General features: G+C 74.6%; 22 protein-coding genes. 11 read left to right on the forward strand and 11 right to left on the reverse strand.

The window, feature by feature from the left end:
• Nucleotides 1–28: 28 nt before the first annotated feature.
• The 6 genes from ACFY2K_RS33500 to ACFY2K_RS33525 all read left to right on the forward strand — a co-directional run bounded on the left by ACFY2K_RS33500 (nucleotide 29) and on the right by ACFY2K_RS33525 (nucleotide 4,364).
• The gene (locus ACFY2K_RS33500) at nucleotides 29–442 is read left to right on the forward strand and encodes a roadblock/LC7 domain-containing protein (RefSeq protein WP_375892893.1); all 414 of its coding nucleotides are present in this window, start codon (nucleotides 29–31) and stop codon (nucleotides 440–442) included.
• Nucleotides 439–786, forward strand: coding sequence for a DUF742 domain-containing protein (locus tag ACFY2K_RS33505; protein ID WP_375892891.1), 348 nt, complete (start codon nucleotides 439–441; stop codon nucleotides 784–786). Before ACFY2K_RS33500 ends, ACFY2K_RS33505 begins: the two co-directional genes overlap by 4 nt.
• Nucleotides 764–1,390 (forward strand): ATP/GTP-binding protein, encoded by a 627-nt coding sequence (locus ACFY2K_RS33510; RefSeq protein WP_380408005.1) that lies wholly within the window; start codon nucleotides 764–766, stop codon nucleotides 1,388–1,390. Before ACFY2K_RS33505 ends, ACFY2K_RS33510 begins: the two co-directional genes overlap by 23 nt.
• Nucleotides 1,387–2,940 (forward strand): cytochrome P450, encoded by a 1,554-nt coding sequence (locus ACFY2K_RS33515; protein ID WP_380595001.1) that lies wholly within the window; start codon nucleotides 1,387–1,389, stop codon nucleotides 2,938–2,940. The genes ACFY2K_RS33510 and ACFY2K_RS33515 overlap by 4 nt, the downstream gene beginning before the upstream one ends.
• Entirely contained in the window at nucleotides 2,925–4,025 is a 1,101-nt protein-coding gene (locus tag ACFY2K_RS33520) for a cytochrome P450 (protein ID WP_387716417.1), read from the forward strand. The genes ACFY2K_RS33515 and ACFY2K_RS33520 overlap by 16 nt, the downstream gene beginning before the upstream one ends.
• 81 nt (nucleotides 4,026–4,106) lie before the next feature.
• Nucleotides 4,107–4,364, forward strand: coding sequence for a hypothetical protein (locus ACFY2K_RS33525; RefSeq protein WP_375892885.1), 258 nt, complete (start codon nucleotides 4,107–4,109; stop codon nucleotides 4,362–4,364).
• Nucleotides 4,365–4,518: 154 nt separating this feature from the next.
• On the opposite strand, the gene ACFY2K_RS33530 is transcribed toward ACFY2K_RS33525, so the two are convergent.
• Together ACFY2K_RS33530 and ACFY2K_RS33535 are read right to left on the reverse strand one after the other, a co-directional pair.
• A complete protein-coding gene (locus ACFY2K_RS33530) occupies nucleotides 4,519–5,328 on the reverse strand; it encodes an isocitrate lyase/phosphoenolpyruvate mutase family protein (RefSeq protein ID WP_380593249.1) in 810 nt (269 codons plus the stop codon).
• 11 nt (nucleotides 5,329–5,339) lie between these two features.
• On the reverse strand, nucleotides 5,340–5,828 hold the full coding sequence (locus ACFY2K_RS33535) for a carboxymuconolactone decarboxylase family protein (RefSeq protein WP_380531002.1): 489 nt from the start codon (nucleotides 5,826–5,828) through the stop codon (nucleotides 5,340–5,342).
• Between the two features lie 224 nt (nucleotides 5,829–6,052).
• On the opposite strand from ACFY2K_RS33535, the gene ACFY2K_RS33540 reads away from it, so the two are divergent.
• The 4 genes from ACFY2K_RS33540 to ACFY2K_RS33555 all read left to right on the forward strand — a co-directional run bounded on the left by ACFY2K_RS33540 (nucleotide 6,053) and on the right by ACFY2K_RS33555 (nucleotide 9,154).
• Nucleotides 6,053–6,832, forward strand: coding sequence for an NRDE family protein (locus ACFY2K_RS33540; protein WP_380530999.1), 780 nt, complete (start codon nucleotides 6,053–6,055; stop codon nucleotides 6,830–6,832).
• 207 nt (nucleotides 6,833–7,039) lie between these two features.
• Nucleotides 7,040–7,210 (forward strand): hypothetical protein, encoded by a 171-nt coding sequence (locus ACFY2K_RS33545; protein ID WP_380530997.1) that lies wholly within the window; start codon nucleotides 7,040–7,042, stop codon nucleotides 7,208–7,210.
• Between the two features lie 136 nt (nucleotides 7,211–7,346).
• Entirely contained in the window at nucleotides 7,347–8,264 is a 918-nt protein-coding gene (locus tag ACFY2K_RS33550) for an undecaprenyl-diphosphate phosphatase (protein ID WP_375892876.1), read from the forward strand.
• A 152-nt stretch (nucleotides 8,265–8,416) separates the two neighbouring features.
• A complete protein-coding gene (locus ACFY2K_RS33555; RefSeq protein WP_387716421.1) occupies nucleotides 8,417–9,154 on the forward strand; it encodes a glucose 1-dehydrogenase in 738 nt (245 codons plus the stop codon).
• A gap of 75 nt (nucleotides 9,155–9,229) precedes the next feature.
• Here ACFY2K_RS33555 and ACFY2K_RS33560 read toward each other — a convergent pair whose 3' ends face one another.
• A complete protein-coding gene (locus ACFY2K_RS33560) occupies nucleotides 9,230–10,126 on the reverse strand; it encodes a sigma-70 family RNA polymerase sigma factor (RefSeq protein ID WP_380530989.1) in 897 nt (298 codons plus the stop codon).
• 186 nt (nucleotides 10,127–10,312) lie between these two features.
• On the opposite strand from ACFY2K_RS33560, the gene ACFY2K_RS33565 reads away from it, so the two are divergent.
• Nucleotides 10,313–11,746, forward strand: coding sequence for a PLP-dependent aminotransferase family protein (locus tag ACFY2K_RS33565; protein ID WP_375892870.1), 1,434 nt, complete (start codon nucleotides 10,313–10,315; stop codon nucleotides 11,744–11,746).
• A gap of 71 nt (nucleotides 11,747–11,817) precedes the next feature.
• Here the strand turns inward: ACFY2K_RS33565 and ACFY2K_RS33570 are convergent, their stop codons facing one another.
• The 8 genes from ACFY2K_RS33570 to ACFY2K_RS33605 all read right to left on the reverse strand — a co-directional run bounded on the left by ACFY2K_RS33570 (nucleotide 11,818) and on the right by ACFY2K_RS33605 (nucleotide 21,243).
• Nucleotides 11,818–12,024, reverse strand: a complete 207-nt coding sequence (locus tag ACFY2K_RS33570) for a DUF6126 family protein (protein WP_380530986.1) — start codon at nucleotides 12,022–12,024, stop codon at nucleotides 11,818–11,820.
• A gap of 32 nt (nucleotides 12,025–12,056) precedes the next feature.
• Nucleotides 12,057–12,701, reverse strand: coding sequence for a helix-turn-helix domain-containing protein (locus ACFY2K_RS33575; protein ID WP_375892867.1), 645 nt, complete (start codon nucleotides 12,699–12,701; stop codon nucleotides 12,057–12,059).
• Between the two features lie 71 nt (nucleotides 12,702–12,772).
• On the reverse strand, nucleotides 12,773–14,506 hold the full coding sequence (locus ACFY2K_RS33580) for a pyruvate dehydrogenase (RefSeq protein WP_387716424.1): 1,734 nt from the start codon (nucleotides 14,504–14,506) through the stop codon (nucleotides 12,773–12,775).
• Nucleotides 14,507–14,632: 126 nt separating this feature from the next.
• Nucleotides 14,633–17,038 (reverse strand): glycoside hydrolase family 65 protein, encoded by a 2,406-nt coding sequence (locus ACFY2K_RS33585; RefSeq protein WP_380530982.1) that lies wholly within the window; start codon nucleotides 17,036–17,038, stop codon nucleotides 14,633–14,635.
• Nucleotides 17,035–17,793 (reverse strand): HAD family hydrolase, encoded by a 759-nt coding sequence (locus ACFY2K_RS33590; RefSeq protein WP_380530979.1) that lies wholly within the window; start codon nucleotides 17,791–17,793, stop codon nucleotides 17,035–17,037. The genes ACFY2K_RS33585 and ACFY2K_RS33590 overlap by 4 nt, the downstream gene beginning before the upstream one ends.
• 101 nt (nucleotides 17,794–17,894) lie before the next feature.
• The gene (locus ACFY2K_RS33595; RefSeq protein ID WP_380530977.1) at nucleotides 17,895–18,695 is read right to left on the reverse strand and encodes a VOC family protein; all 801 of its coding nucleotides are present in this window, start codon (nucleotides 18,693–18,695) and stop codon (nucleotides 17,895–17,897) included.
• A gap of 216 nt (nucleotides 18,696–18,911) precedes the next feature.
• Nucleotides 18,912–19,361, reverse strand: a complete 450-nt coding sequence (locus ACFY2K_RS33600) for an SRPBCC domain-containing protein (RefSeq protein ID WP_375892858.1) — start codon at nucleotides 19,359–19,361, stop codon at nucleotides 18,912–18,914.
• Between the two features lie 124 nt (nucleotides 19,362–19,485).
• Nucleotides 19,486–21,243 (reverse strand): LCP family protein, encoded by a 1,758-nt coding sequence (locus ACFY2K_RS33605; protein ID WP_387716427.1) that lies wholly within the window; start codon nucleotides 21,241–21,243, stop codon nucleotides 19,486–19,488.
• Nucleotides 21,244–21,321: the final 78 nt, after the last annotated feature.

A 21,321-nucleotide genomic window follows, 5' to 3' on the forward strand; every position in this document is an offset into this window, starting at 1 on the left:
CGACTTCCCCAGCGCCCCGGAGAGTTCCATGACCACCACCCCCGATCTCGGCTGGCTGCTCGCCGACATCATCGCCGTCCCGCAGGTCCAGCACGCCGTCGTCGTCTCCAACGACGGTCTGGAGATCGGCCGCAGCGCCGACATCGCCCGGGAGGACGCCGAACGGCTCGCCGCCGCCTGCTCCGGGCTCCAGTCGCTGGCCCGCGGCGTCGCGACGGGCTTCGGCGGCCCCGGCAGCGCCACCCGCCAGATCATCATCGAGTACGGCGGCGGCTACCTGTTCGTCGTCGCCGCCGGGGCCGGCGCCCACCTGGCCGTGGTGACCAGCGAGGCGGTCGACGCCGGGCTGGTCGCGTACCAGATGCAGGTCCTGGTCGAGCGGATCGGCACCCACCTCACCAGCCCGCCGCGCGTCGACCACGCGGCGGGGGGGCACCGGTGAACGGGCCGGTCCGGCCCTACGTCATCACCGGTGGGCGCAGCCGCCCCACCCGCGCCGACCTGGCGATCGAGAGCCTGGTCAGCGCGTTATCAGATCCCCCGGCACTGCCCGAGCACGTCCTGCTCAACCGGGAGCACCGGCGCATCCTCGGGCTCTGCCACAGCCTGCTGTCCGTCGCCGAGGTGGCGGCCCACCTGGGGCTGCCGCTCGGCGTCGTCAAGGTGCTGGTCGGCGACCTCTGGGACCTCGGCGCCGTGCAGGTGCTCCCGCCCGTCCCGCAGGCCGAACGCCTGCCCACAACCCTCCTGGAAGAGGTGCTCGTTGGCCTCCGCCAACTCCGCTGAAGCCCCCGCCGACGTGCCGGCCGGACCGCAGTACCTGCCGTCCTCGGTGCAGGGCGCGGTGAAGATCCTGGTCACCGGCCCGTTCGGGGTCGGCAAGACGACCCTGGTCGGCTCGCTCAGCGAGATCACCCCGCTGCGCACCGAGGAGACCATGACCGCCGCCAGCAGCGGCGTGGACGACCTCACCGGGCGCAGCGGCAAGACCACCACCACGGTCGCGCTGGACTTCGGCCGGATCACGCTCAACTCCCGGCTCGCGCTGTACCTGTTCGGCACGCCCGGGCAGCAGCGCTTCTGGCCGCTGTGGGACGACCTGTCGCGCGGCGCGCTCGGCGCCATCGCGATGGTCGACCTGCGCCGGCCGGACGAGAGCTTCGACGTGCTCGGCCGGCTGGAGGAGCAGCGCATCCCCTTCGCGGTGGCCGTCAACACCTTTCCGGACACGCCGAGTTACCCGGAGGAGGAGCTGCGCTCCGCGCTGGACCTGCTGCCGGAGGTGCCGATCCTGTACTGCGACGCCCGGGACCGGCGGGCCTCCTACGACCTGCTGATCGACTTCGTCGACCACCTGCACCGCAGCTCGCTGCTGGAGCTCCAGCCGTGACCGCCCCCGAGCCCCCGCGGCCCTCCGGCTGCCCGGTCGCGCACGGCACCGGCGGGCCCCACGGCGCCGGCGGTCCGTACGGCACCGGCGGTCCGTACGGGACCGGAGCTCCGTACGGCGCCCCGCCCGGTGGCGGGCTGCCGGTCGGCGTCCCGCTCACCCCGCTGTACGGGCAGGCCGTCGCCGACGACCCGCACGGCCTGTACGCCCGGCTGCGCGAGCGCTACGGCCCGGTCGCGCCGATCGAGCTGGAGCCCGGGGTGGAGGCCTGGCTCGTCCTCGGCTACGCCGAACTGCTCGAACTCACCCGCAACGAGGCGCTGTTCTCCAAGGACTCGCGGCAGTGGCGGGTGCCCGCCGAGGGCCGGCTGGCCGCCGACTCCCGGCTGCAGCCGATGACCGCCTGGCGGCCCACCCTGCTCAACCTGGACGGCGCCGAGCACCAGCGGCTGCGTGCCGCCGTCTCGGACACCCTGGCCCAGATCGACCACCGGCAGCTGCGCGAGACCACCGAGGCCGCCGCCAACGGCCTGATCGACAGCTGGGGCCCGGACGGCACCGCCGACCTGATCGGCCAGTACGCCCGCGCCCTGCCGCTGCTGGTCTCCACCCAGCTGGTCGGCCTGCCCACCGGCAGCGGACCCCGGATGATCGAGCTGATCAGCCACTTCGTCGACAGCGGGCCCGAATCGGTGCGCGCCGCCGGGGAGTTCCAGAACACCCTGGTCGAACTGGTCCGGCAGCGCCGCACCGCCCCCAGCGCCGACCTCACCTCCTGGCTGCTCGCCCACCCGGCCGCGCTGACCGACGAGGAGGCGGTGCACCACCTGGTGGTGATGATGGTCGCTGGCAACGAGACCTGCATCAACTGGATCGGCAACACCCTGCGGCTGCTGCTCACCGACCGCCGCTTCCGGGCCACCCTGACCGGCGGGCGGCTGACCGTCTCCGACGCGCTGGAGGAGGTGCTCTGGCGCGACCCGCCGACCCAGAACTTCCCCGGCCGCTGGGCCACCGGCGACACCGTCCTCGGCGGCCAGTACGTCAACAAGGGCGACATGCTGGTGCTCGGCCTGGCCGCGGCCAACGCCGACCCGGCCGCCCAGGGCACCTCCTCGGCCGCCCAGGGCTCGCTCGGCGGCAACCGGGCCCACCTCGCCTGGGGCGCGGGCCGGCACGTCTGTCCGGCCCAGCACCCGGCCCGGATCATCGTCGAGACCGCGATCGAGACCCTGCTGCACCGCCTTCCCGACCTCCAACTTGCCGTACCCGCAGGCGAGTTGACCTGGCGTCCGTCTCCGTGGTCACGGGCCCTGGTCGCCCTCCCGGTGCTCTACAGCGCCTTCACCCCGCCCCGCCCGCCAGCCCCCGAAAGGCCCGCATGGACACCGCCGACGACCCCCGCGGCCCCCGCCCCGAGCCCGTCCGACCCGAGCCCGTCCGGCTCGACCCCTTCGGACGCGACCAGCACGGCGAGAACGCCCGGCTCCGGGCAGCCGGCCCGGCCGTCCTGGTGGAGCTCCCTGGCGGGGTGGTGGTCTGGGCGGTAACCCACCACGACACCCTCCAGGCGCTGCTGGCCGACCCCCGGGTCGGCAAGAACCCCCAGCTGTGGACCCTCTTCCGGGAGGGCCGGCTGCCGTACGGCTGGCCGCTGCTCAACTTCGTCACGGTGCCCGGCATGATCACCGCCGACGGCGAGGACCACAAGCGGCTGCGCGGGCTGGTCAGCCAGGCCTTCACCCCGCGCCGAACAGCCGCGCTGGCCCCCGCGATCGAGGCCCGGACCGTCGCGCTGCTCGACGGGATCGCCGCGCTGGAGGGCGAGTTCGACCTGCGCGAGCACTTCGCCTACCCGCTGCCGATGCAGGTGATCGGCGAACTCCTCGGTCTCGCGGCGGAACAGCAGGACGAACTGCACCACCTCTCCGACACCCTGGTCTCCAGCTCGGCCACCCCCGAGGCGGCGCTCGCCGCCCAGCGGGACCTCAACGCCCTGCTGGCCTCGGTGGTCGCCGCCAAGCGGGCCGAACCCGGGGACGACCTCACCACCGACCTGATAGCCGTCCGCGAGGCCGGGGACGGGCTCAGCGAGGCCGAACTCGTCGGCACCCTGCTGCTGATGCTGGTGGCCGGGCACGAGACCACGCTCAACCTGATCACCAACGCCGTCCGGGCCCTGCTCGCCCACCCCGACCAGCTGCGACTGGTGCTGGACGGCGCGCAGCCGTGGTCCGCGGTGGTGGAGGAGACGCTGCGCCACGACTCGCCGGTCGGCCAGTTCCCGCTGCGCTACGCGAGCGAGGACATCGAGGTCGGCGACGTGGTGATCCGCCGCGGCGAGGCCCTGCTCGCCTCGTACGCCGCGGCCGGGCGCGACGCCGGGCACTACCCGGACGCCGACCGCTTCGACCTCACCCGGCAGCCCGCCCGGCACCTGTCGCTCGGACACGGCCCGCACTTCTGCCTCGGCTCGGGGCTGGCCCGGCTGGAGGCGGAGACGGCGCTGCGGCACCTGTTCGCGCGGTTCCCGGCGCTGGCCCTGGCGGAGGGCGAACGGCCGGAGCCGATCGGCTCGTTCGTGAGCAACAGCGTGCGGACGCTGCGGGTGACGGTCCGGGGGACGGGCGCGTGATGCGGGCCGCCGGAACGGGCGACAGGGGTGACGGTTGCCGCCACCCGGTTACCTGAGGGCGGCCCGGTCGTTCGGCAGGGCATGAAGAAACTCGCCACCCTCGCCGCCCTCACCATGGCGGGCCTCGCCCTCGCCGCCCCGGCGGCCTCCGCCACCAGCCAGGTCGCCAGCTCGCCGGACGCCACCGGCGGCCTCACCGACGGCCTCACCCTCTCCCCCGCCGACCTCGCCCTGCAGACCGCGGGCAAGCTCCCGGTGGTCGGGCACACGGCCGACGAGGTGGAGGCCATCGGCACCAACCAGATGTCCCACCCGGGGCTCAGCGGGCAGATCGGCTGACCCACCCGCCGCCACGGGCCGCCCACCGCACCGGGCCGCCCGCCGCACCGGGCCGCCCGGACGTGCGGTGGAGCGGGCGGCCGACCGACCCCCGTCCGGTCCGCCGCCCGCTCCTGTCTGCTGCCCGCTCCTGCCCGCTGCCCGCCCCCGGGGCTCAGCCCGTGAACAGGCCGTTGAGCTCCGGGTAGGTCAGCCCGCCGTCCAGGGCGGCGTACGTACCACTCCCGTACACCTCTTCGGCCGCCCGGCGGACCGCCGCGTAGGCCACCTTGGCCAGGCCCGGGCCCAGGCTGATCCGGGCCACGCCCAGCTTCGCCAGCTCGGCGACCGTGGGTGCGCCCGGCGCCGCCAGCACGTTCAGCGGGGCCGGGACGGCCGCGACCAGGGCGGCGACGGTCTCCGGGTCGGCGACGCCGGGGACGAACACGCCGTCCGCGCCCGCCTCGACGTACGCCCGCAGCCGGCGGACCGCCTCGTCCAGCCGGCCCTCCGGCTCGCCCAGGCCGTGCAGGAACACGTCGGTCCGGGCGTTCAGGAACAGCGGGACGCCGGCCGCGTCGGCCGCCGCCCGGGCCGCCGCGACCCGCTCCGCGGCCTGCTCCGGGGTGTGGTCCGCGTCCTCCAGGTTCACCCCGACCGCGCCGGTGGCGAGCAGCGCGGTGACGGTCGCGCCGACCCCGGCCGCGGTGTCCGCGTAGCCGCTCTCCAGGTCCGCGGTGACCGGCAGGTCGACCGAGCGGACCACCTCGGCGGTACGGGCCAGCACCTGGTCGCGGTCGGCGCCGCCGCCGTCCGGGCTGCCGAGCGACCAGGACACGCTGGCGCTGGCCGTCGCCAGCGCCCGCGCCCCGGCGCCGGCCACCAGCCGGGCGCTCGCCGCGTCCCACACGTTGGCCAGCACCAGCGGCTCGCCCGGGCGGTGCAGCTCCCGGAGCAGCCGGGCCTTCTCCTGCTGGGTGGTCATCGCGGCCCCGCTCACTTCGCGGCCGGGCTCATGCGGGTGGACACGCCGATCCGGTTCCAGGCGTTGATGGTGGCGATCAGCGCGATCAGCTGGGCCAGTTCGGCCTGCTCGAAGTGCGCGGCGGCCTCGGCGTACACGGCGTCCGGCACGTGCCCCTGGGTGAGCAGGGTGACCGACTCGGTGAGGGCGAGGGCGGCCCGCTCACGGGCGGTGAACCACGGGGTCTCGCGCCAGGCGGGGAGGGAGACCAGGCGGTGGTCCTGCTCGCCGTTCTTGCGGGCGTCGGTGGCGTGCATGTCGATGCAGAAGGCGCAGCCGTTGATCATCGAGGCGTGCACCTTGACCAGCTCGGCGAGGACCGGGTCCAGGCCCTGCCGGGAGGCCCGGTCCACGGCGATCATGGCCTGGTAGAACTCGGGGGCGAGCCGCCCCAGCTGCAGGCGCAGCTCGGGGGCGGGCACGGCGTCGGTCTGGTGGGTCTCGGTCTCGTTCGTCGTCACGGTCGCCAGCCTAGGAGCCGACTGGCCCGTCCCACTGGTGCATTCGCCGCTCGGATCCTTGGGCCACTTCCGGCGCACGAACGGGCGTGCGAGGATCGCTGGTGGATCTTCGGATCCTCGGACCTCCGGATCCTCGCACCTTCCGAGCGGATCGGACCAGGGGGCGGGACCGGCGGATCGGACCGGCAGATCGGACCAGCGGATCGGACCAGGGGGACGGGACCGTGTGCACGGCGTTCATCAGCATCGAACCGGAGGCAGCGGTACCGGTGCTGCTGCTCTCCGTCCGGGACGAGTACCTCGGCCGCGCCTGGCTGCCGCCGGACCACCACTGGCCGCAGCGGCCCGAACTGCTCGGCGGACTGGACCTCGCGGCCGGCGGCACCTGGCTGGCCGTCGACCCCACCCGGCGCACCGCCGCCTGCCTGCTGAACGGCTTCGGCCCGCTCGCCCCCGCCGACAGCAGGCTCAGCCGCGGCGAACTCCCGCTCACCGCCGTCCGCGAGGGCGGGATCGGCCACCTCGACCTGACGCCGTACGACCCCTTCCACCTCGTCCAGGTCCGCCCCGACGGCGCCCGGGTCGCCAGTTGGGGCGGCGGCCGGCTCACCGAGCACGAACTGCCCACCGGGCTCAGCGTGGTGCTCAACGACGGGCTGGAGGGGATGGCGGCCAACCGCACCGCCTCCGAGCGGATCCGCTCGCTGATGGCCGCCCGCGCGGACCACTTCCGGGCCCGGTTCCGCGCCGAGCCCCGGCCGAGCCCCACCGCCGACGGCCCGACCGAGCGGGCCTGGGGCGGCTGGCTGCCGGTCGTCACCGGCGACGGGCTGGCGCCGGACGAGGACGCCGCGCTGATCCAGCGCCGGGACTTCGGCGACGGGCGGATCTGGGGCTCCTCCTCGATCTCCCTGCTGGCACTCGGGCCGGACCTGCTGCGCTACGACTTCGCGACCGCCCCGGTGCCCGCCGACGGGTCGGGGTGGCGGCGGGTGGAGGCCTGACCGGGACGGACGTGCGTCCAGGTCGTACGTCCGACCGACACGGACGTCCGAGACGGACGTACGTCCCGGCCGGCCGCCCGCGAGCGATCCGGACGTCCGAGACGGACGTACGTCCGGACCGGGTCCCGGAAAAGGACTTGAAGCTGACGCTGCGGGAGGCTGCATCGTAGGGCTCCGTCGACCCCTCGCCCCCGTAGGAGGCGCCCGATGGACCGCCCGCCCCGCACGCCCCGCCGGTCCGCCCTGCTGGCCGTCGCCCTGCCGCTGCTGGGCGTCCCGCTCGCCGCGACCGCCGGTCTGCTGCTCGGCGCCGCCGTGCACCGGAGCGTGCCGTTCGGCAGTCTGCTGGGCGCCCTGGCCGGCGCGCTGTTCGGCTGAGTCCGGGCCCGGTGACGCCCGGACATACGCTCGATGAACTTCTGGGAGCGGGCCTGCCAGGCGTCTACATGCCCGTAGTAGCTTCGCGGTGGCCACCGGGATCGGGCGGCCGCAGACCCCCGAGCGAAGGTGCGCGATGTCCACCCTGACCTACCCGGAAGCGATAGGCGTCGGCCTGCTGCAGGGTGTGACGGAACTCTTCCCGGTCTCCAGCCTGGGCCACAGCATCCTGCTTCCGGCCGTGCTCGGCGGGAAGATCCAGCAGGACCTCGACATGACCGCCGACGGCTCCCCCTACCTCGCCGCGCTGGTCGCCCTGCACCTGGCCACCGCGCTCGCCCTGGTGGTGTTCTTCCGGCGGGACTGGGTCCGGGTGGTCAGCGGCCTGGTCAGCTCGATCCGGCACCGCCGGGTGCAGACCCGGGACGAGAAGCTCACCTGGCTGCTCATCATCTCCACCATCCCGGTCGGCGTGGCCGGACTCGTGCTGGAGAAGGCCCTGCGGCACGCCCTCGGCAAGCCGCTGCCCGCCGCGGTATTCCTCGCCCTCAACGGCCTGGTGCTGCTCGGCGCCGAACGGCTCAAGCGCGGCGGCAGCGGCCGCCGCCGGGCCGGGTACGCCGCCCCCGTCGACGAGCCCGGCCTCGACCCGGCGACCGCCTCCGACGTCCGGCTGACCAGGCTCGGCTACGGCCAGGGCGCCTGGATCGGCGCCGCCCAGATCCTCGCGCTGTTCCCCGGCATCAGCCGCTCCGGCGTCACCATGAGCGCCGGCATCCTGCGCGGGCTGCACCACGAGGACGCCGCCCGGTTCTCCTTCCTGCTCGCCACCCCGGTCATCCTGGCCGCCTCGGTGCTGAAGGTGCCCGAGCTGTTCAAGCCGGAGAACTCCTCCGTGCTCGGCCCGGTCGCGGCCGGCAGCGTCGCCGCCTTCGTGGCCGGCTACATCTCGGTGCGCTTCCTCACCAAGTACTTCGAGACCCGCAGCCTGACCCCGTTCGCGGTGTACTGCTTCCTGGCCGGCCTCGGCAGCGCGATCTACCTCTCGATCTGAGCCCCCCTCCCGCGGCTCCGACAGCCCACAGTCGGCCCCGCCGGAAATCCCGCGCACCGAACAGCCGCCTCGGCGACCATGTCACCGGCAGGACAGGCGACTTCGCGAGAGGTGGAACGGTGGCAGGAACGGCGGCAGGACAGGTGCGCAGGGTGGCCGAGGGCAGGGCGGCGGTCGTCACGGGCGGCTCGCGGGGCATCGGACGGGCGATCGTCGAGCGGCTGGCGCGCGAGGGCGCGGACGTCGTCCTCGGCTACGCCACCGACCGGGCGGCCGCCGAGGCGGTGGTCGACGCGGTGGCGGCGGGCGGCGGACGCGCCTGGGCCGTACCGGCCGACCTCGCCGAACCGGGCGCCGCCGAGCGGCTGATGGCCACGGCCGAGGAGCGGCTCGGCGGGCTGGACATCCTGGTGAACAACGCCGCGCGGTCCTTCACCCCCACCCCGCTCGCGGACCTCGACGACACGGCCTTCGACGCCGTCCTGGCCGTCAACACCCGCGCCGTGTTCACCACGGTCCGCTACGCGGCCCGCCGGATGCGCGAGGGCGGACGGATCGTCAACATATCCAGCGTGAACACCGTGCGCCCCGTCCCCGGCATCGCCGCGTACGCCGCCAGCAAGGGCGCCGTCGAACAGCTCACCGCCGTCGCCGCGGCCGAACTCGGCCCGCGCGGCATCACCGTCAACACCGTCTCCCCCGGCGCCACCGACACCGACCTGCTGCGTGCCGCCAACCCGCCCGAGGCGCTCGACCGGGTCGCGGGCCTGACCCCGCTGCGCCGGCTCGGACAGCCCGAGGACATCGCCGACGTGGTCGCCTTCCTGGCCGGGCCGGACGCCCGCTGGGTCACCGGGCAGAACCTCCGGGCCACCGGCGGCCTGGGCTGACCGACGGCGCACCGACGGCGCACCGACGACAACCCGCGGGCCGTACGGCGAACTGCCGTACGGCCCGCGGGCGTTCTACCCGGTGAGCCCCAGGGCGGCCAGCCGGTCCGGGTCGGTGAGGACGTCCAGTCCGGTGATCCGGCCGCGGTGGATCGTGAAGGACATGACCGACAGCGGGCGGCCCCCGGCGAAGGACACCACGCCGGGCGAGCCGTTGACCAGCACCAGGCGCCCGTCGGCGGCGAACCGGGCGAAGGCGATCGCCTGGGCGGCGACCTCGGCCGCGCCCCGGCGCAGCACGCTCGGCACCAGCGGGCCGCCGTCGGACCGGGCCACCACCTCCGGGTCCAGCACCGTCAGCAGGGCGTCGAAGTCCCCGCCCCGGGCGGCGGCCAGGAAGGCCTCCACCACCGTGCGCTTGAGCCCGTCGTCGGTGTCTCCGGCCGGGGTGGCGCCCTGCACCCGGCGGCGGGCGCGGCTGGCCAGTTGGCGGGTCGAGGCGGCGGTCCGGCCGAGCACCTCGGCGATCCCGTCGAAGGGCACGTCGAACAGGTCGTGCAGCACGAAGGCCACCCGCTCCGCCGGGGAGAGCGTCTCCAGCACCACCATCAGCGCGATGCCCACCGAGTCCGCGACCAGGATCCCGTGCACCGGGTCCAGCGCCGCCGACCCGCTCACCACCGGATCCGGCAGCCGCACCCGCCCCTCCTGCTCGGGCAGCGGGTCCTCCCGCCGGGAGGCCCGGGAGCGCAGCTGGTCCAGACAGATCCGGCCGACCACCGTGGTCAGCCAGGCCCCGAGGTTGCGCAGCTCGCCCGTGTCACCGCGGCTCAGCCTGAACCACGCCTCCTGGACGGCGTCCTCCGCCTCGGCGACCGAGCCCAGCATCCGGTAGGCCACGGACCGCAGTTGGGGCCGCTCCGCCTCGAACCGCGCGGCCAGAAGCTCCGCTCCGGAGTTCTCCTCGCCCATCTGTCACATCCTCGTCTCGGCACCCGTCGGATCGATGACGGACACCGACCGCCCACCCCGACGGTCCCACCGGCCCGACCGGCCCCACCAGCCCCGACGACCCCACCCGATTCTGCCGAACCCGAGGGAGGACGGCCACCGCTTCGAGCACATCGGCACCCGCCGCGACAGGCGAGAATGGGGCCCGTGAACGGCTCCTGGACCGCCTTCGGCGGCGATCTGCATCTGGACCTCACCGGGCGGCGTGCTGCCGGCGCCGGGCTGCGGGCGGCGCTGGAGGACGCGCTGCGCGAGGCGGTGCAGGACGGGCGGCTGGCGCCCGGGACGCGGCTGCCGTCCTCGCGGGCGCTCGGGGAGGACCTCGGGATCGCCCGCAACACGGTGGTCGAGGCGTACGGGCAGCTCGCCGCCGAGGGGTGGCTCAGCTCGCGGCAGGGGTCCGGCACCACCGTCGCGCGGCGGGCCGTGCCGGTGCGGGGCACGCGGTCCGCGCCCGCCGGGGGGCGGCGGCCGAGCGTCCGGCACGACCTGATGTCCGGGCGGCCCGACCTCTCGCTGTTCCCCCGCAACGCCTGGCTGGCCGCGGCCCGCCGGGCCCTCGCCACCGCACCGCACGACGCGTTCGGCTACGGCAGCCCGCTGGGCCGGATCGAACTGCGCGAGGCGCTGACCGACTACCTGGCCCGGGTCCGCGGGGTCCGCACCGACCCGGACCACCTGCTCGTGTGCAGCGGCTTCCAGCAGGGCCTGGGGCTGCTGTGCGCGGCGTTGAAGGAGCGCGGGGCCCGTTCGCTCGCGGTGGAGGCGTACGGGCTGCCGCCGCAGCACGCCGTGGTGCGGGCCGCCGGGCTGGCGACCGTCCCGCTGCCGCTGGACTGCGAGGGCGCGCTGGTCGACCGGCTGGACGCCGGCCCCGCCGCCGCCCTGCTCACCCCCGCCCACCAGTTCCCGACCGGCGCGCCGCTGTCCGCCGACCGGCGGGCGGCCGCGGTGCGGTGGGCGCGCGAGCAGGACCGGTACGTGATCGAGGACGACTACGACGGCGAGTTCCGCTACGACCGGCAGCCGCTCGGCGCGATGCAGGCCCTCGACCCGGAGCGGGTGGTGTACGCGGGCACCGCCGCCAAGAGCCTGGCCCCGGGCCTGCGGCTGGCCTGGCTGGCCCTGCCGGACGCGCTGGTCGAACCGGTCGCCCGGTCGAAGGTGCTCGCGGACACGATGTCCCCGGTGCTGGACCAGCTGACCCTGGCCGAGCTGATCACCTCGGGGACGTACGACCGGCACGTGCGGCGCTGCCGGCTGCACTACCGGCGCCGCCGGGACCGGCTGGTCGCCGCGCTCGCCGAGCACGCCCCGCAGGTCGAGATCACCGGCATCGCGGCCGGACTGCACGCCGTCCTGCAACTCCCGCCCGGCGCGACGCCGGAGGCGGAGCTGCTGGCCCGCGCCGAGGCCGCCGGACTGGCCCTCAGCGGCCTCGACCGGCACCGCGCCGACCCGGCGACGCCGGGGGCGGAGCAGGAGACCGGGCCCGCGCTGGTGATCGGCTACGGGTCCCCGCCGGAGCACGCCTTCCCGGCGGCCCTGGAGGCCCTCTGCCGAGTGCTCCGCGACGCCTGACCGCGCCGGGCGGTCGGACGGGCGCCCGCCTCCGACGGGGGCGGAGACGGACGCCCGGCAGGTGGGGTCACCTACTTGTTGCGGGTGCCCAGTTCGAACAGCAGGATGATGAACCCGGCGAAGAGGTGGCAGCCCACGGTGTAGATCACCAGGCGGTGGTAGACCCGCTTGTTGGCCCACTTGCCGGCGTCGACGGTCTTCGGGCCGGCGGCGGTGTCGGGGGCACCGACGGCACCGGTGGTGGCGGCGGCGGTGTCGGCGGTGGTGGGATCGGCCATGGTGATCTCCTCCGAGGTGTTCTGACGGCTGGTCAGTGGCTCGCGGCGGGGCCGCCGCCGAGGCAGAGTTCGCCGCCGGGGCTCTGCAACAGGGTGTGGACGAAGAGCAGTTCGACGCCGGTGCCGGATGCGGCGGCGATGCAGTGCGGGGTGAGCGAGTCGTAGTGCGCGGAGTCGCCGGGGGCGAGGTGGTGGACGCGGTCGCCGAGGGTGACCCGCAGTTCCCCGCGCAGGACGTACAGCCACTCCTCGCCGGGGTGGACCCGGACCACCTCGTCCTGGACGCCCGGCGGGACGAACACCCGTAGGGCCTGCATGGCGCGGCCGGGGGCGCCGGCCCGGCGGTAGCCCCAGCCGCCGGCCCGGCCGGGCTCGATGGCGCCGCCGCGGACCACCGGGTCCGGTTCGACCAGGGCCTCGCCGAGCAGCCCGGAGACCGAGGTGCCGTAGGCGCGGGCCAGGCCGAGCAGGACGGGCAGCGAGGGCTGGCGGCGGCCGGTCTCCAGCCGGGACAGATAGGCTGGGGAGAGGCCGATCCGGCCCGCGGCGACCTCCAGGGTGAGGCGGCTGCTGAGCCGGTGCTCGCGGAGGCGGGCGGCGAGGCCGGCGACCTCCTGGTCGTCGAGCCGGCCGTCGTCGGCGGGAGTGCCGGTGGCACCGGTGGTGCTGCTGCTCATGCGTCCAGTGGACACCCGCCCTGCCGCAGGGGCAAGAAACTTGCCTCAGGGGCAAACCGCTCCGAGGGGGCTCACGGCCGGGGGATGTTCCGCAGGTTGCTGCGCGCCAGGTCGACCATCCGCCCGACCCCGCCGGACAGCACCGTCCGCCCGGCGGCCAGCGCGAAGCCCTTCACCTGGGCGGCGGTGATCCGCGGCGGGATGGACAGCGCGTTGGGGTCGGTGACCACGTCCACCAGGGCCGGTCCGGGCCGTTCCAGCGCCTCCGCCAGCACCTCCCGGACCCTGGCCGGCTCGGTGACCCGCTTGGCCGGGATGCCCATCGCCCGGGCGATGCCCGCGTAGTCCACGTCCCCGTTGTCGATCTCGTACTCCGGGTAGCCGGAGACCAGCATCTCCAGCTTGATCATGCCGAGCGCGCCGTTGTTGAGGACCACCGTCTTCACCGGCAGCCGGTGCTTGGCCACCGTGAGCAGTTCGCCGAGCAGCATGCCGATCCCGCCGTCGCCCGCCATCGCGATCACCTGCCGCCCGGGGCAGGCGAGTTGGGCGCCGATCGCGTGCGGGAGGGCGTTCGCCATCGAGCCGTGCAGGAAGGAGCCGATCACCCGGCGGCGGCCGTTCGGCCGGAGGTAGCGGGCGGCCCAGACGTTGTTCATCCCGGTGTCCACGGTGAACACCGCGTCCTCGGCGGCGACGTCGTCCAGCACCGAGGCGACGTACTCCGGGTGGATCGGCAGGTGCTTCTCGATGTCCCGGGTGTAGGCGCCGATCACGTCCTCCAGCGACTTGCAGTGCTTGCGCAGCAGGCCGTCCAGGAAGGAGCGGTCCGGCTTCGCCTCCAGCAGCGGCAGGACGGCCCGCAGGGTGGCCGCGACGTCGCCGTGCACGGCCAGCTCCAGGGCGGTGCGCCGGCCCAGCCTGGTCGCGTCGTGGTCGACCTGGACGGTGTGCGCCTGCGGCAGGAAGGAGTCGTACGGGAAGTCGGTGCCGAGCAGCAGCACCAGGTCGGCGGAGTGCAGCGCCTCGTGGCAGGCGCCGTAGCCGAGCAGTCCGCTCATCCCGACGTCGTACGGGTTGTCGAACTGGATCCACTCCTTGCCGCGCAGCGAGTGCCCGACCGGCGCGTGCAGCGCCTCGGCGACCGCCATCACCTCGGCGTGCGCACCGCGCACCCCGGCACCGCAGAACAGGGTGACCCGGCGGGCCGCGTTCAGCAGCCGGGCCAGCTCCCGCACCTGGGACCAGGGCGGCGCGGCCACCGCCTGCTCGGTGAGGAAGTGGCTGCTGCCGGTCGGCCCGGCGGCGGGCAGGGCTGCGACGTCCCCGGGGAAGGCGAGCACCGAGACGCCGTGCGAACCCAGCGCGTGCTGGATGCCGACCCGCAGCAGCCGGGGCAGCTGGGCGGGGGTGGAGAGCATCTCGCACCAGTTGCTGCAGTCGGTGAACACCCGCTCGGGGTGGGTCTCCTGGAAGAAGCCGGTGCCGATCTGCCCGGACGGGATGTGCGAGGCCAGCGCGAGCACCGGCAGGCCGCTGCGCTGGGCGTCGTACAGGCCCTGGATCAGGTGGGTGTTGCCGGGGCCGCAGGAGCCGGCGCAGACCGCCAGCCGGCCGCTGAGCTCGGCCTCGGCGGCGGCCGCGAAGGCACCGGCCTCCTCGTTGCGCACGTGCACCCAGCCGATGCCGTCCGCCCGGCGGATCGCGTCGACGACCGGGTTGAGGCTGTCCCCGACGACGCCGTAGACCCGCTCCACCCCGGCCTGCCGGAGCACCTCCACCATCTGTTCGGCCACCGCCGCCACGGGCGCACCCCTTCGCCGGGCGCCGGGCTCGGCCGGGCGCCGGTTGTCACCGGACGTGCCCACCCTCCGAGGTGCGGGCCCGCCCCGCATCCGGAGCGGGCCCGAACAGGCGAGCGACCGGCGCGGCTACTCCGCCGCCAGGTGGTCCTGCTGGCCGAGCTTGCCGGCCACCAGGCCCGCCTGGGGCTGGCGGCGGGCCGGCTCGCGCCCCGGGGGCTGGGCGCAGCGCTCCTGGGCGGGCGGGACGGTGGTGGGCAGGGTGACCGGGGTGCCGGCCTTGACCTGGACCGTCTCGCCGTCGTGCCGCAGGTGGATCACCTCGCCGCGGCGCAGGGTGTAGGTGGTGCCCTCGTGGGTGATCCGGACGCCGAGCAGGTGGCCGCGGACCAGCAGCGAGAAGCTCAGCCGCATCAGCCCGGAGGGCAGCCGGGGCCGGAAGTCCAGCGTCTCCCCGTGGTCGCGCAGCCCGCCGAAGCCGGCCACCAGGGCGATGCAGGCCCCGGCGAGCGAGGCCATGTGCAGGCCGTCGCGGGTGTTGCCGCCGAGGTCGTGGAGGTCCATCAGGGCGGCCTCGGCGGTGTAGTCGTAGGCGAGGTCGAGCTGTCCGACCTCGGCGGCGATCACCGCCTGGGTGCAGGCGGAGAGCGAGGAGTCCCGGACGGTGAGCCGCTCGTAGTAGGCGAAGTTGCGGGCCTTCTGCTCGTCGGTGAAGGCGTCGCCGCGGACCTGCATGGCGAGCACCAGGTCGGCCTGCTTGACCACCTGCTTGCGGTACAGGTCGAAGTACGGGTAGTGCAGCAGCAGCGGGTACTTCTCCGGCGGGGTGCCCTCGAAGTCCCAGACCTGGTGGTGGGTGAAGCCGTCGGCCTGGGGGTGGACGCCGAGGTCCGCGTCGTACGGGACGTACATCGCGGCGGCGGCGTCGCGCCAGGCGGCGGTCTCCTCGGTGTCCACGCCGAGCGCGTCGGCCTCGCGCGGGTGGCGGACGGCGGCCTCGGCGGCGGCGCGCAGGTTCGTCTGCGCCATCAGGTTGGTGTAGACGTTGTTGTCGGCGACGGCGCTGTACTCGTCGGGGCCGGTGACGCCCTCGATCCGGAACCGGCCGGCGCTGTCGTGGTGGCCGAGCGAGCGCCACATCCGGGCGGTCTCCACCAGGAGTTCGAGGCCGTACTCGCGCTCGAACTCCGCGTCCCCGGTGGCCCGGACGTAGCGGGCCACGGCGGCGGCGATGTCGGCGCCGATGTGGAAGGCCGCGGTGCCGGCCGGCCAGTACCCGGAGCACTCCTCGCCGCGGATCGTCCGCCAGGGGAACACGGCTCCGGCCAGGCCGAGTTGGGCGGCGCGTTCGCGGGCCAGCGGGAGCGTGGTGTGCCGCCAGCGCAGGGCCTGGTTGACGGCGCCGGGCAGGCAGTAGGTGAGCACCGGCAGGACGAAGGTCTCGGTGTCCCAGAAGCTGTGCCCGTCGTAGCCCGGGCCGGTCAACCCCTTGGCGGGGATGGCGCGTTCCTCGCTGCGGGCGCCGGCCTGGAGGACGTGGAAGACGGCGAACCGGACGGCCTGCTGGAGTTCGACGTCGCCCTCGATCTCGACGTCGCTGGTCTCCCAGAACTCCCTGAGGTAGTCGGCCTGTTCGGCGACCAGGCCGTCCCAGCCGGTGTACCGGGCGGCGTTCAGCGCGGCCTCGACCTGGTCCCGGACGGCGGGCAACGAGCGGGTGCCGGACCAGCCGTAGGACATGAACTTGACCAGCCGCAGCCGCTGTCCGGGGGCGAGCACGGTGGTGACGCTGATCCGGCAGTGGTCGGCCTCGGCCTCGGCGACGGTGTCCAGCCGCTCCGGGCCCTCGATGACGTGGTCCATCCCGGCGGCGACCCGGATGCCGCTGAACCGGGTGCGGTGCACCAGGACGGCCTTGGTGCCGCTCGCGTGGTGCGCCTCGGCCTGCAGCGGCGCCTCCAGCACGGCGGCGGCCCGCGGGTCCCCCTCGGGGCCGCCGGGCAGCTGCTCGTTGGCGACCAGTTCGGACTGGAGCACGATCCGCACCGGCCCGTCCACCGCCTCGACGGTGTACTCCACGGCGGCGATGGCCCGTTGGGTGAGCGAGACCAGCCGGGAGGAGCGCACCCGGATGGTCCGCCCGGCCGGGGAGGTCCATTCGCACTCGCGGTGCAGCAGTCCCTCGCGGAAGTCCAACCAGCGGGTGTGGCCGACCAGTTCGCCGTAGCGCAGGTCGAAGGGCTCGTCGTCCACCAGCAGCCGGATGATCTTGCCGTTGGTGATGTTGATGACGCTCTGGCTGGACTCCGGGTAGCCGTAGCCGCCCTCGCCGTAGGGCAGCGGCCGCAGTTCGAAGACGCCGTTGAGGTAGGTGCCGGGCAGGCCGTGCGGCTCACCCTCGTCCAGGTTGGCGCGCAGGCCGATGTGGCCGTTGGAGAGCGCGAAGACGGACTCGGCGCGGGCCAACGAGGCCGGGTCCAGGCCGTGTTCGGTGATCTGCCAGGGGTCGATGGCGAAGTTGTCGGCGGGACTCATGACGTCGCCCCCTCGTCGTCCGACAGCAGCTCGGCGAGGTCGTCGACGACCACGGTGGCGCCGTCGCGGCGCAGTTCGGCGGCCTGCCCGGTGCGGTTGACCCCGACCACCGCGCCGAAGCCGCCGGCCCGGCCGGAGGCGACCCCGGCCAGCGCGTCCTCGAAGACGGCGGCGTGCGCGGGCTCGACGCCCAGCTCGCGGGCGGCGTACAGGTAGGTGTCCGGGGCGGGCTTGCCGGGCAGGGACCGCTGCTTGGCGACCACGCCGTCCACGATCACGTCGAAGAGGTCCAGGATGCCCGCCGAGCGCAGCACGTCCCGGCAGTTGGCGCTGGAGGAGACCACCGCGCGGGGCAGTCCCAGCGCGCGCAGCCGGTGCACGTAGGCGACCGAGCCCTCGTACGGGGCGACGCCCTGCTCGCGGATCAGCCGCAGCACGGTGTCGTTCTTGGCCCGGCTGACGCCCTGCACGGTGCGGGTGTTCGGCGGGTCGTCCTCGGTGCCCTCGGGCAGGTCGATGCCCCGGCTCCGCAGGAAGGCCCGGGTGCCGTCCAGGCGCGGGCGGCCGTCCACGTAGGTGTCGTAGTCGGTGACGGCGTCGAAGGGGACGAACGGCCCGCCGGTGCGGGCGGCTTCGGCGCGCAGGAAGGCGTCGAAGGTGTCCTTCCAGGCCGCGGCGTGCACGGTCGCGGTCCGGGTGAGCACCCCGTCGAGGTCGAAGAGGAAAGCGCGGATGTCGTCCGGTAGCCCCAGCATGGGTGCAGTCTGCCCCGGGAACGCGGGGGATGCCGCCCATTCCCGGCGGCGCGTCGCCGGAAGGGCGGCATCCGGTCGCCCACCGCGTCCGGGGGCGGCGGTTACGGCGAGTCCGGCATCTGCGCCTCGGGCGACTGGACGACGGCGAACAGCGCGCCCTGCGGGTCCCTGACCACGGCCATCCGGCCGGACTGCATGTCGAACGGCGGCTGGAGCACCGAACCGCCGGCCTTGACCAGGGCGTCCACCGTGGAGTCGGCGTCGTCCACCGAGAAGTACGCCATCCAGTGCGAGGGGGTGCCGGACTCCAGGTACCCGGGGACCGCCTGCATGCCGCCCACCGTGCGGTCGCCGACGTTCAGCGAGTAGTAGCCGTCCATGCCCTGGATGGTGGCCGGGCGCAGTCCGAGGGCCGGCTGGTAGAAGCGGCCGGCCGCCTCGGTGTCGGTGGTGTTCAGCTCGTTCCAGACCAGCGCGCCGGGCTCGTTGACGACGCCCGCGCCGATGAAGTCCATCGCCTGCCAGACCCCGAACACCGCGCCGGTCGGGTCGGCGGCGACCAGCATTCGGCCGACCGTGCCGACGTCCATCGGCGGGTAGACCACCGTGCCGCCGGCCCCGGTGATGGCGGCGCCGGCCGCGTCGGCGTCGTCCGAGGCCAGGTAGGTGGTCCAGCCGACCGGCGGCAGCGGCTGGCCCTCGGGCGCGGACCGCGCCATGATCCCGGCGACCGGGCGGCCGTTGAGGGTGCACACGGCGTAACCGCCGAACTCGGCCGGGCCGAGCTCGCCCTGCCAGCCGAACAGGTCGCGGTAGAAGTCGAGCGCGGCCTGCTGGTCGCTCGCCATCAGGTCGATCCAGCACGGGGTGCCGGGCTGGTACGGATCGGTCACTAGGGGCATCGCTGGGCCTCCCGGAGGCGGTGGTGGCCGGCTGGGGTCGTCGGGCGGGCGGGCGGGCCCGGCCCGACCGGTACCGCCGTCCGCGCGGACGGCGGTACGACGGCGGTACACCGCCCACCCTCAGCCCGGCGCCGCGTTCCCGCCACCGGGCGGCGCCCTGGTGGGCGACCGGTGGCGGGACGGCGGCCCGGTGGCGGCCGGACGGTGGCCGGGCGGTCACTCCTCGTCGTGGCGCAGGGCGGTGACGAACAGCGGCTGCGCCTTGCCGCTCTGCGCGTAGTCCTTGAGCCGGACCAGCAGTTCGGCCCAGGTGCCGGCCACCATCGGGACGCCCTCCTCGCTGCCCGGCTGCCAGCCGCCGTGCCGGAACAGCAGCCGGGTGCGGCCCGGGTCGCCGGGCCGGTCGGCGAGCTCCCAGCTGATCCAGGTGCCGGCCCAGTGCGGCGGGAAGGCCCCGGTGTTGGCCCACAGCACCCGGTCCCGGTCGGCCCGCTCGCGGCGCAGCCGGAACGGCTCGGGGACCCCGGGGAAGTCGAACAGCAGCACCTCGCCCTCGCGGCCCACCCCGGTGGTCCACCAGCCGGTCAGCCCGTCGTGCGTGTTGAGCGCGGCCAGGACGGCGTCCCGGGAGGCGGCGATGTCGAACTGCATGGCGATCTCGGGCATGGGGTCCGCCCTTTCGGTGCCGGCGACCGGTGGGCCCCCCGCTACCGCCACCATGGCACGACCCCCGGGGCCACGCGCTCCGGGGGCCGTGCGGTCGGTCCGGCCGGTCGTCCGGCGGGTGGGATCAGCCGCCGCTGCCGTAGGTGGTGTTGGCGCAGATGTCGTCGTCCGCCGAGCGGGCGTCGTTGGTGACGGTGGTGGGCAGCGGCTGCGCGGGCGTCTGGGCGCCGGGGGTGGCGGCGGCGGACGCGCCGGCCCCCATGCCGTTGGCCGCGGCGAAGTCCTGGCCGACGATCAACGAGATGCCGCGGGAGCTGCCGGGCTCCAGGCTGGCGCCCGGGAACAGCGCGGCGAGCTTCTCGGCGTTCGCCTTCTGGCTGGAGCCGTACTCGATGGTGGTGGTCTTGTACTTGGTGCTGGCCGCCTGACCCGCCGTACTGGCCGAGTACTTGGCGCCCTTGAGCAGGTCGGTCGCCTTGCCGGCCAGGCCGTTGACGGCCGTGCCGTTGTAGACCGCGACCTTGACCGAGGCGTTGGAGGCGTCCGCGGCCGCCGCGGCGGAGGTGGCGGCCGCGGTCGGCTGGGGGGCGGCGCTCGGGCTGGCGCCGGCGTCCGGCTGCTGGCCGGTGGCGTTCTGGCCGTCGATGGTCTGGTCGGCCTTGAGGGTCTCCCAGAGCTTGTTGGAGTCCGGCTGGACCAGGTCGATGTTGGCGTCCTGGGTGCGGTAGCGCCAGGGCGCGGTCACGAACTTGAGGTCGTGCATGTCGATGTTCTTCAACGACAGGCCGAAGGAGAGCAGCTTGTCCGCGGAGTCCAGCCCCGGGTCGACGGTCAGCGACTTGGTGGCCGCGTCGGCCAGCGGCAGCAGGTTGGTGGGGCTGAGCCCCTCCTTCTTCATCTTGGTGGCGAGCGAGCTCATGAAGGCCTGCTGGCGCTTCATCCGGCCGATGTCGGAGCCGTCGCCGATGCCGTGCCGCAGCCGGACGTAGTCGAGCGCCTGCTGCCCCTGGACGGACTGCTTGCCCTGCGGGAGGACGAGGTTGCCCTTCTTGTGCAGGTTGGGGTTGATGTCGCCCTCGTAGATCGCCTTCGGCAGGCAGACGTCCACGCCGTTGACGGCCTTGGTCATCGCGGAGAAGCCGTTGAAGTCGACCACCATGGTGTGGTCGACCCGGATGCCGGTCACCTTCTCCACCGTGTTCTGGGTGCAGGCCGGGTTGCCGCCGTCGCTGCCGCCGACCGAGAAGGCGGCGTTGAACAGGTCGTTGCCGCCCTTGGTCCACTTGCCGTTGGGGAGCTTGCAGGAGGGGATCGGCACGATCGCGTTGCGCGGGATCGAGATGCCCACGGCGTGCTTGTGGTCGGCGTAGACGTGCAGCAGGATCGTGGTGTCCGAGCGGGCGCCGCCGTCCTCGCCGCCGCCGAGGTCGGAGTTGTTGCCGCCGCGGCTGTCGGAGCCGATCAGCAGCACGTTCACCGGCTTGTTGCCGTCCGCGTCGGCCTTGGCCTCGGGCGGGCGGTCGGTGGCTATCGCGTCGGCGTCGAAGGACTTGATGTTGGCGTTCAGCTTGTAGTAGATCGCGCCGCCGGCGCCCGCGATCAGCACCAGCACGCCGGCCGCGGACCAGGCGACGATCTTCTTCACGTTCTTCTTGGGCTTGGCGCCTCGCCGCGCCGCCGCCCGTCCGCCCGCGCCGCCCGCGCCGCCGGAGGTTCCGGAGCCGCCGTCCGCCCGGCCGCCGCCCTTGCCCTGGGCGGCGCGGCGGGCCTCGGCCCGGCCGCCGGAGCGCGGCCCGGGCACGCCGCCCGCCGCACCGTCCTCGGGGAGTGCCCCGGGCGCGTCCTCGCCCTGAGCCGGGCTCTCGCCCCTGCGACCTGCCATGCGCGTACCTTTCACCGACGGAAGCGACGCCCCGGACGATCTGGCGCACCGCACTCAGGGAGACGACCCGAACCGCTC

Origin of the sequence: Kitasatospora sp. NPDC001309, assembly GCF_042896295.1 — a bacterium.
In the GTDB taxonomy this organism is placed as follows: domain Bacteria; phylum Actinomycetota; class Actinomycetes; order Streptomycetales; family Streptomycetaceae; genus Kitasatospora.

Excerpts from the sequence above, each read along its gene's own strand:
- ACFY2K_RS33560 (WP_380530989.1), bottom strand. The coding sequence starts at position 10,126 with ATGGGCGAGGAGAACTCCGGAGCGGAGCTTCTGGCCGCGCGGTTCGAG.
- ACFY2K_RS33525 (WP_375892885.1), top strand. The coding sequence starts at position 4,107 with ATGAAGAAACTCGCCACCCTCGCCGCCCTCACCATGGCGGGCCTCGCC.
- ACFY2K_RS33575 (WP_375892867.1), bottom strand. The coding sequence starts at position 12,701 with ATGAGCAGCAGCACCACCGGTGCCACCGGCACTCCCGCCGACGACGGC.
- ACFY2K_RS33550 (WP_375892876.1), top strand. The coding sequence starts at position 7,347 with ATGTCCACCCTGACCTACCCGGAAGCGATAGGCGTCGGCCTGCTGCAG.
- ACFY2K_RS33590 (WP_380530979.1), bottom strand. The coding sequence starts at position 17,793 with ATGCTGGGGCTACCGGACGACATCCGCGCTTTCCTCTTCGACCTCGAC.
- ACFY2K_RS33530 (WP_380593249.1), bottom strand. The coding sequence starts at position 5,328 with ATGACCACCCAGCAGGAGAAGGCCCGGCTGCTCCGGGAGCTGCACCGC.
- ACFY2K_RS33585 (WP_380530982.1), bottom strand. The coding sequence starts at position 17,038 with ATGAGTCCCGCCGACAACTTCGCCATCGACCCCTGGCAGATCACCGAA.
- ACFY2K_RS33570 (WP_380530986.1), bottom strand. The coding sequence starts at position 12,024 with ATGGCCGATCCCACCACCGCCGACACCGCCGCCGCCACCACCGGTGCC.
- ACFY2K_RS33545 (WP_380530997.1), top strand. The coding sequence starts at position 7,040 with ATGGACCGCCCGCCCCGCACGCCCCGCCGGTCCGCCCTGCTGGCCGTC.
- ACFY2K_RS33595 (WP_380530977.1), bottom strand. The coding sequence starts at position 18,695 with ATGCCCCTAGTGACCGATCCGTACCAGCCCGGCACCCCGTGCTGGATC.
- ACFY2K_RS33600 (WP_375892858.1), bottom strand. The coding sequence starts at position 19,361 with ATGCCCGAGATCGCCATGCAGTTCGACATCGCCGCCTCCCGGGACGCC.
- ACFY2K_RS33605 (WP_387716427.1), bottom strand. The coding sequence starts at position 21,243 with ATGGCAGGTCGCAGGGGCGAGAGCCCGGCTCAGGGCGAGGACGCGCCC.
- ACFY2K_RS33500 (WP_375892893.1), top strand. The coding sequence starts at position 29 with ATGACCACCACCCCCGATCTCGGCTGGCTGCTCGCCGACATCATCGCC.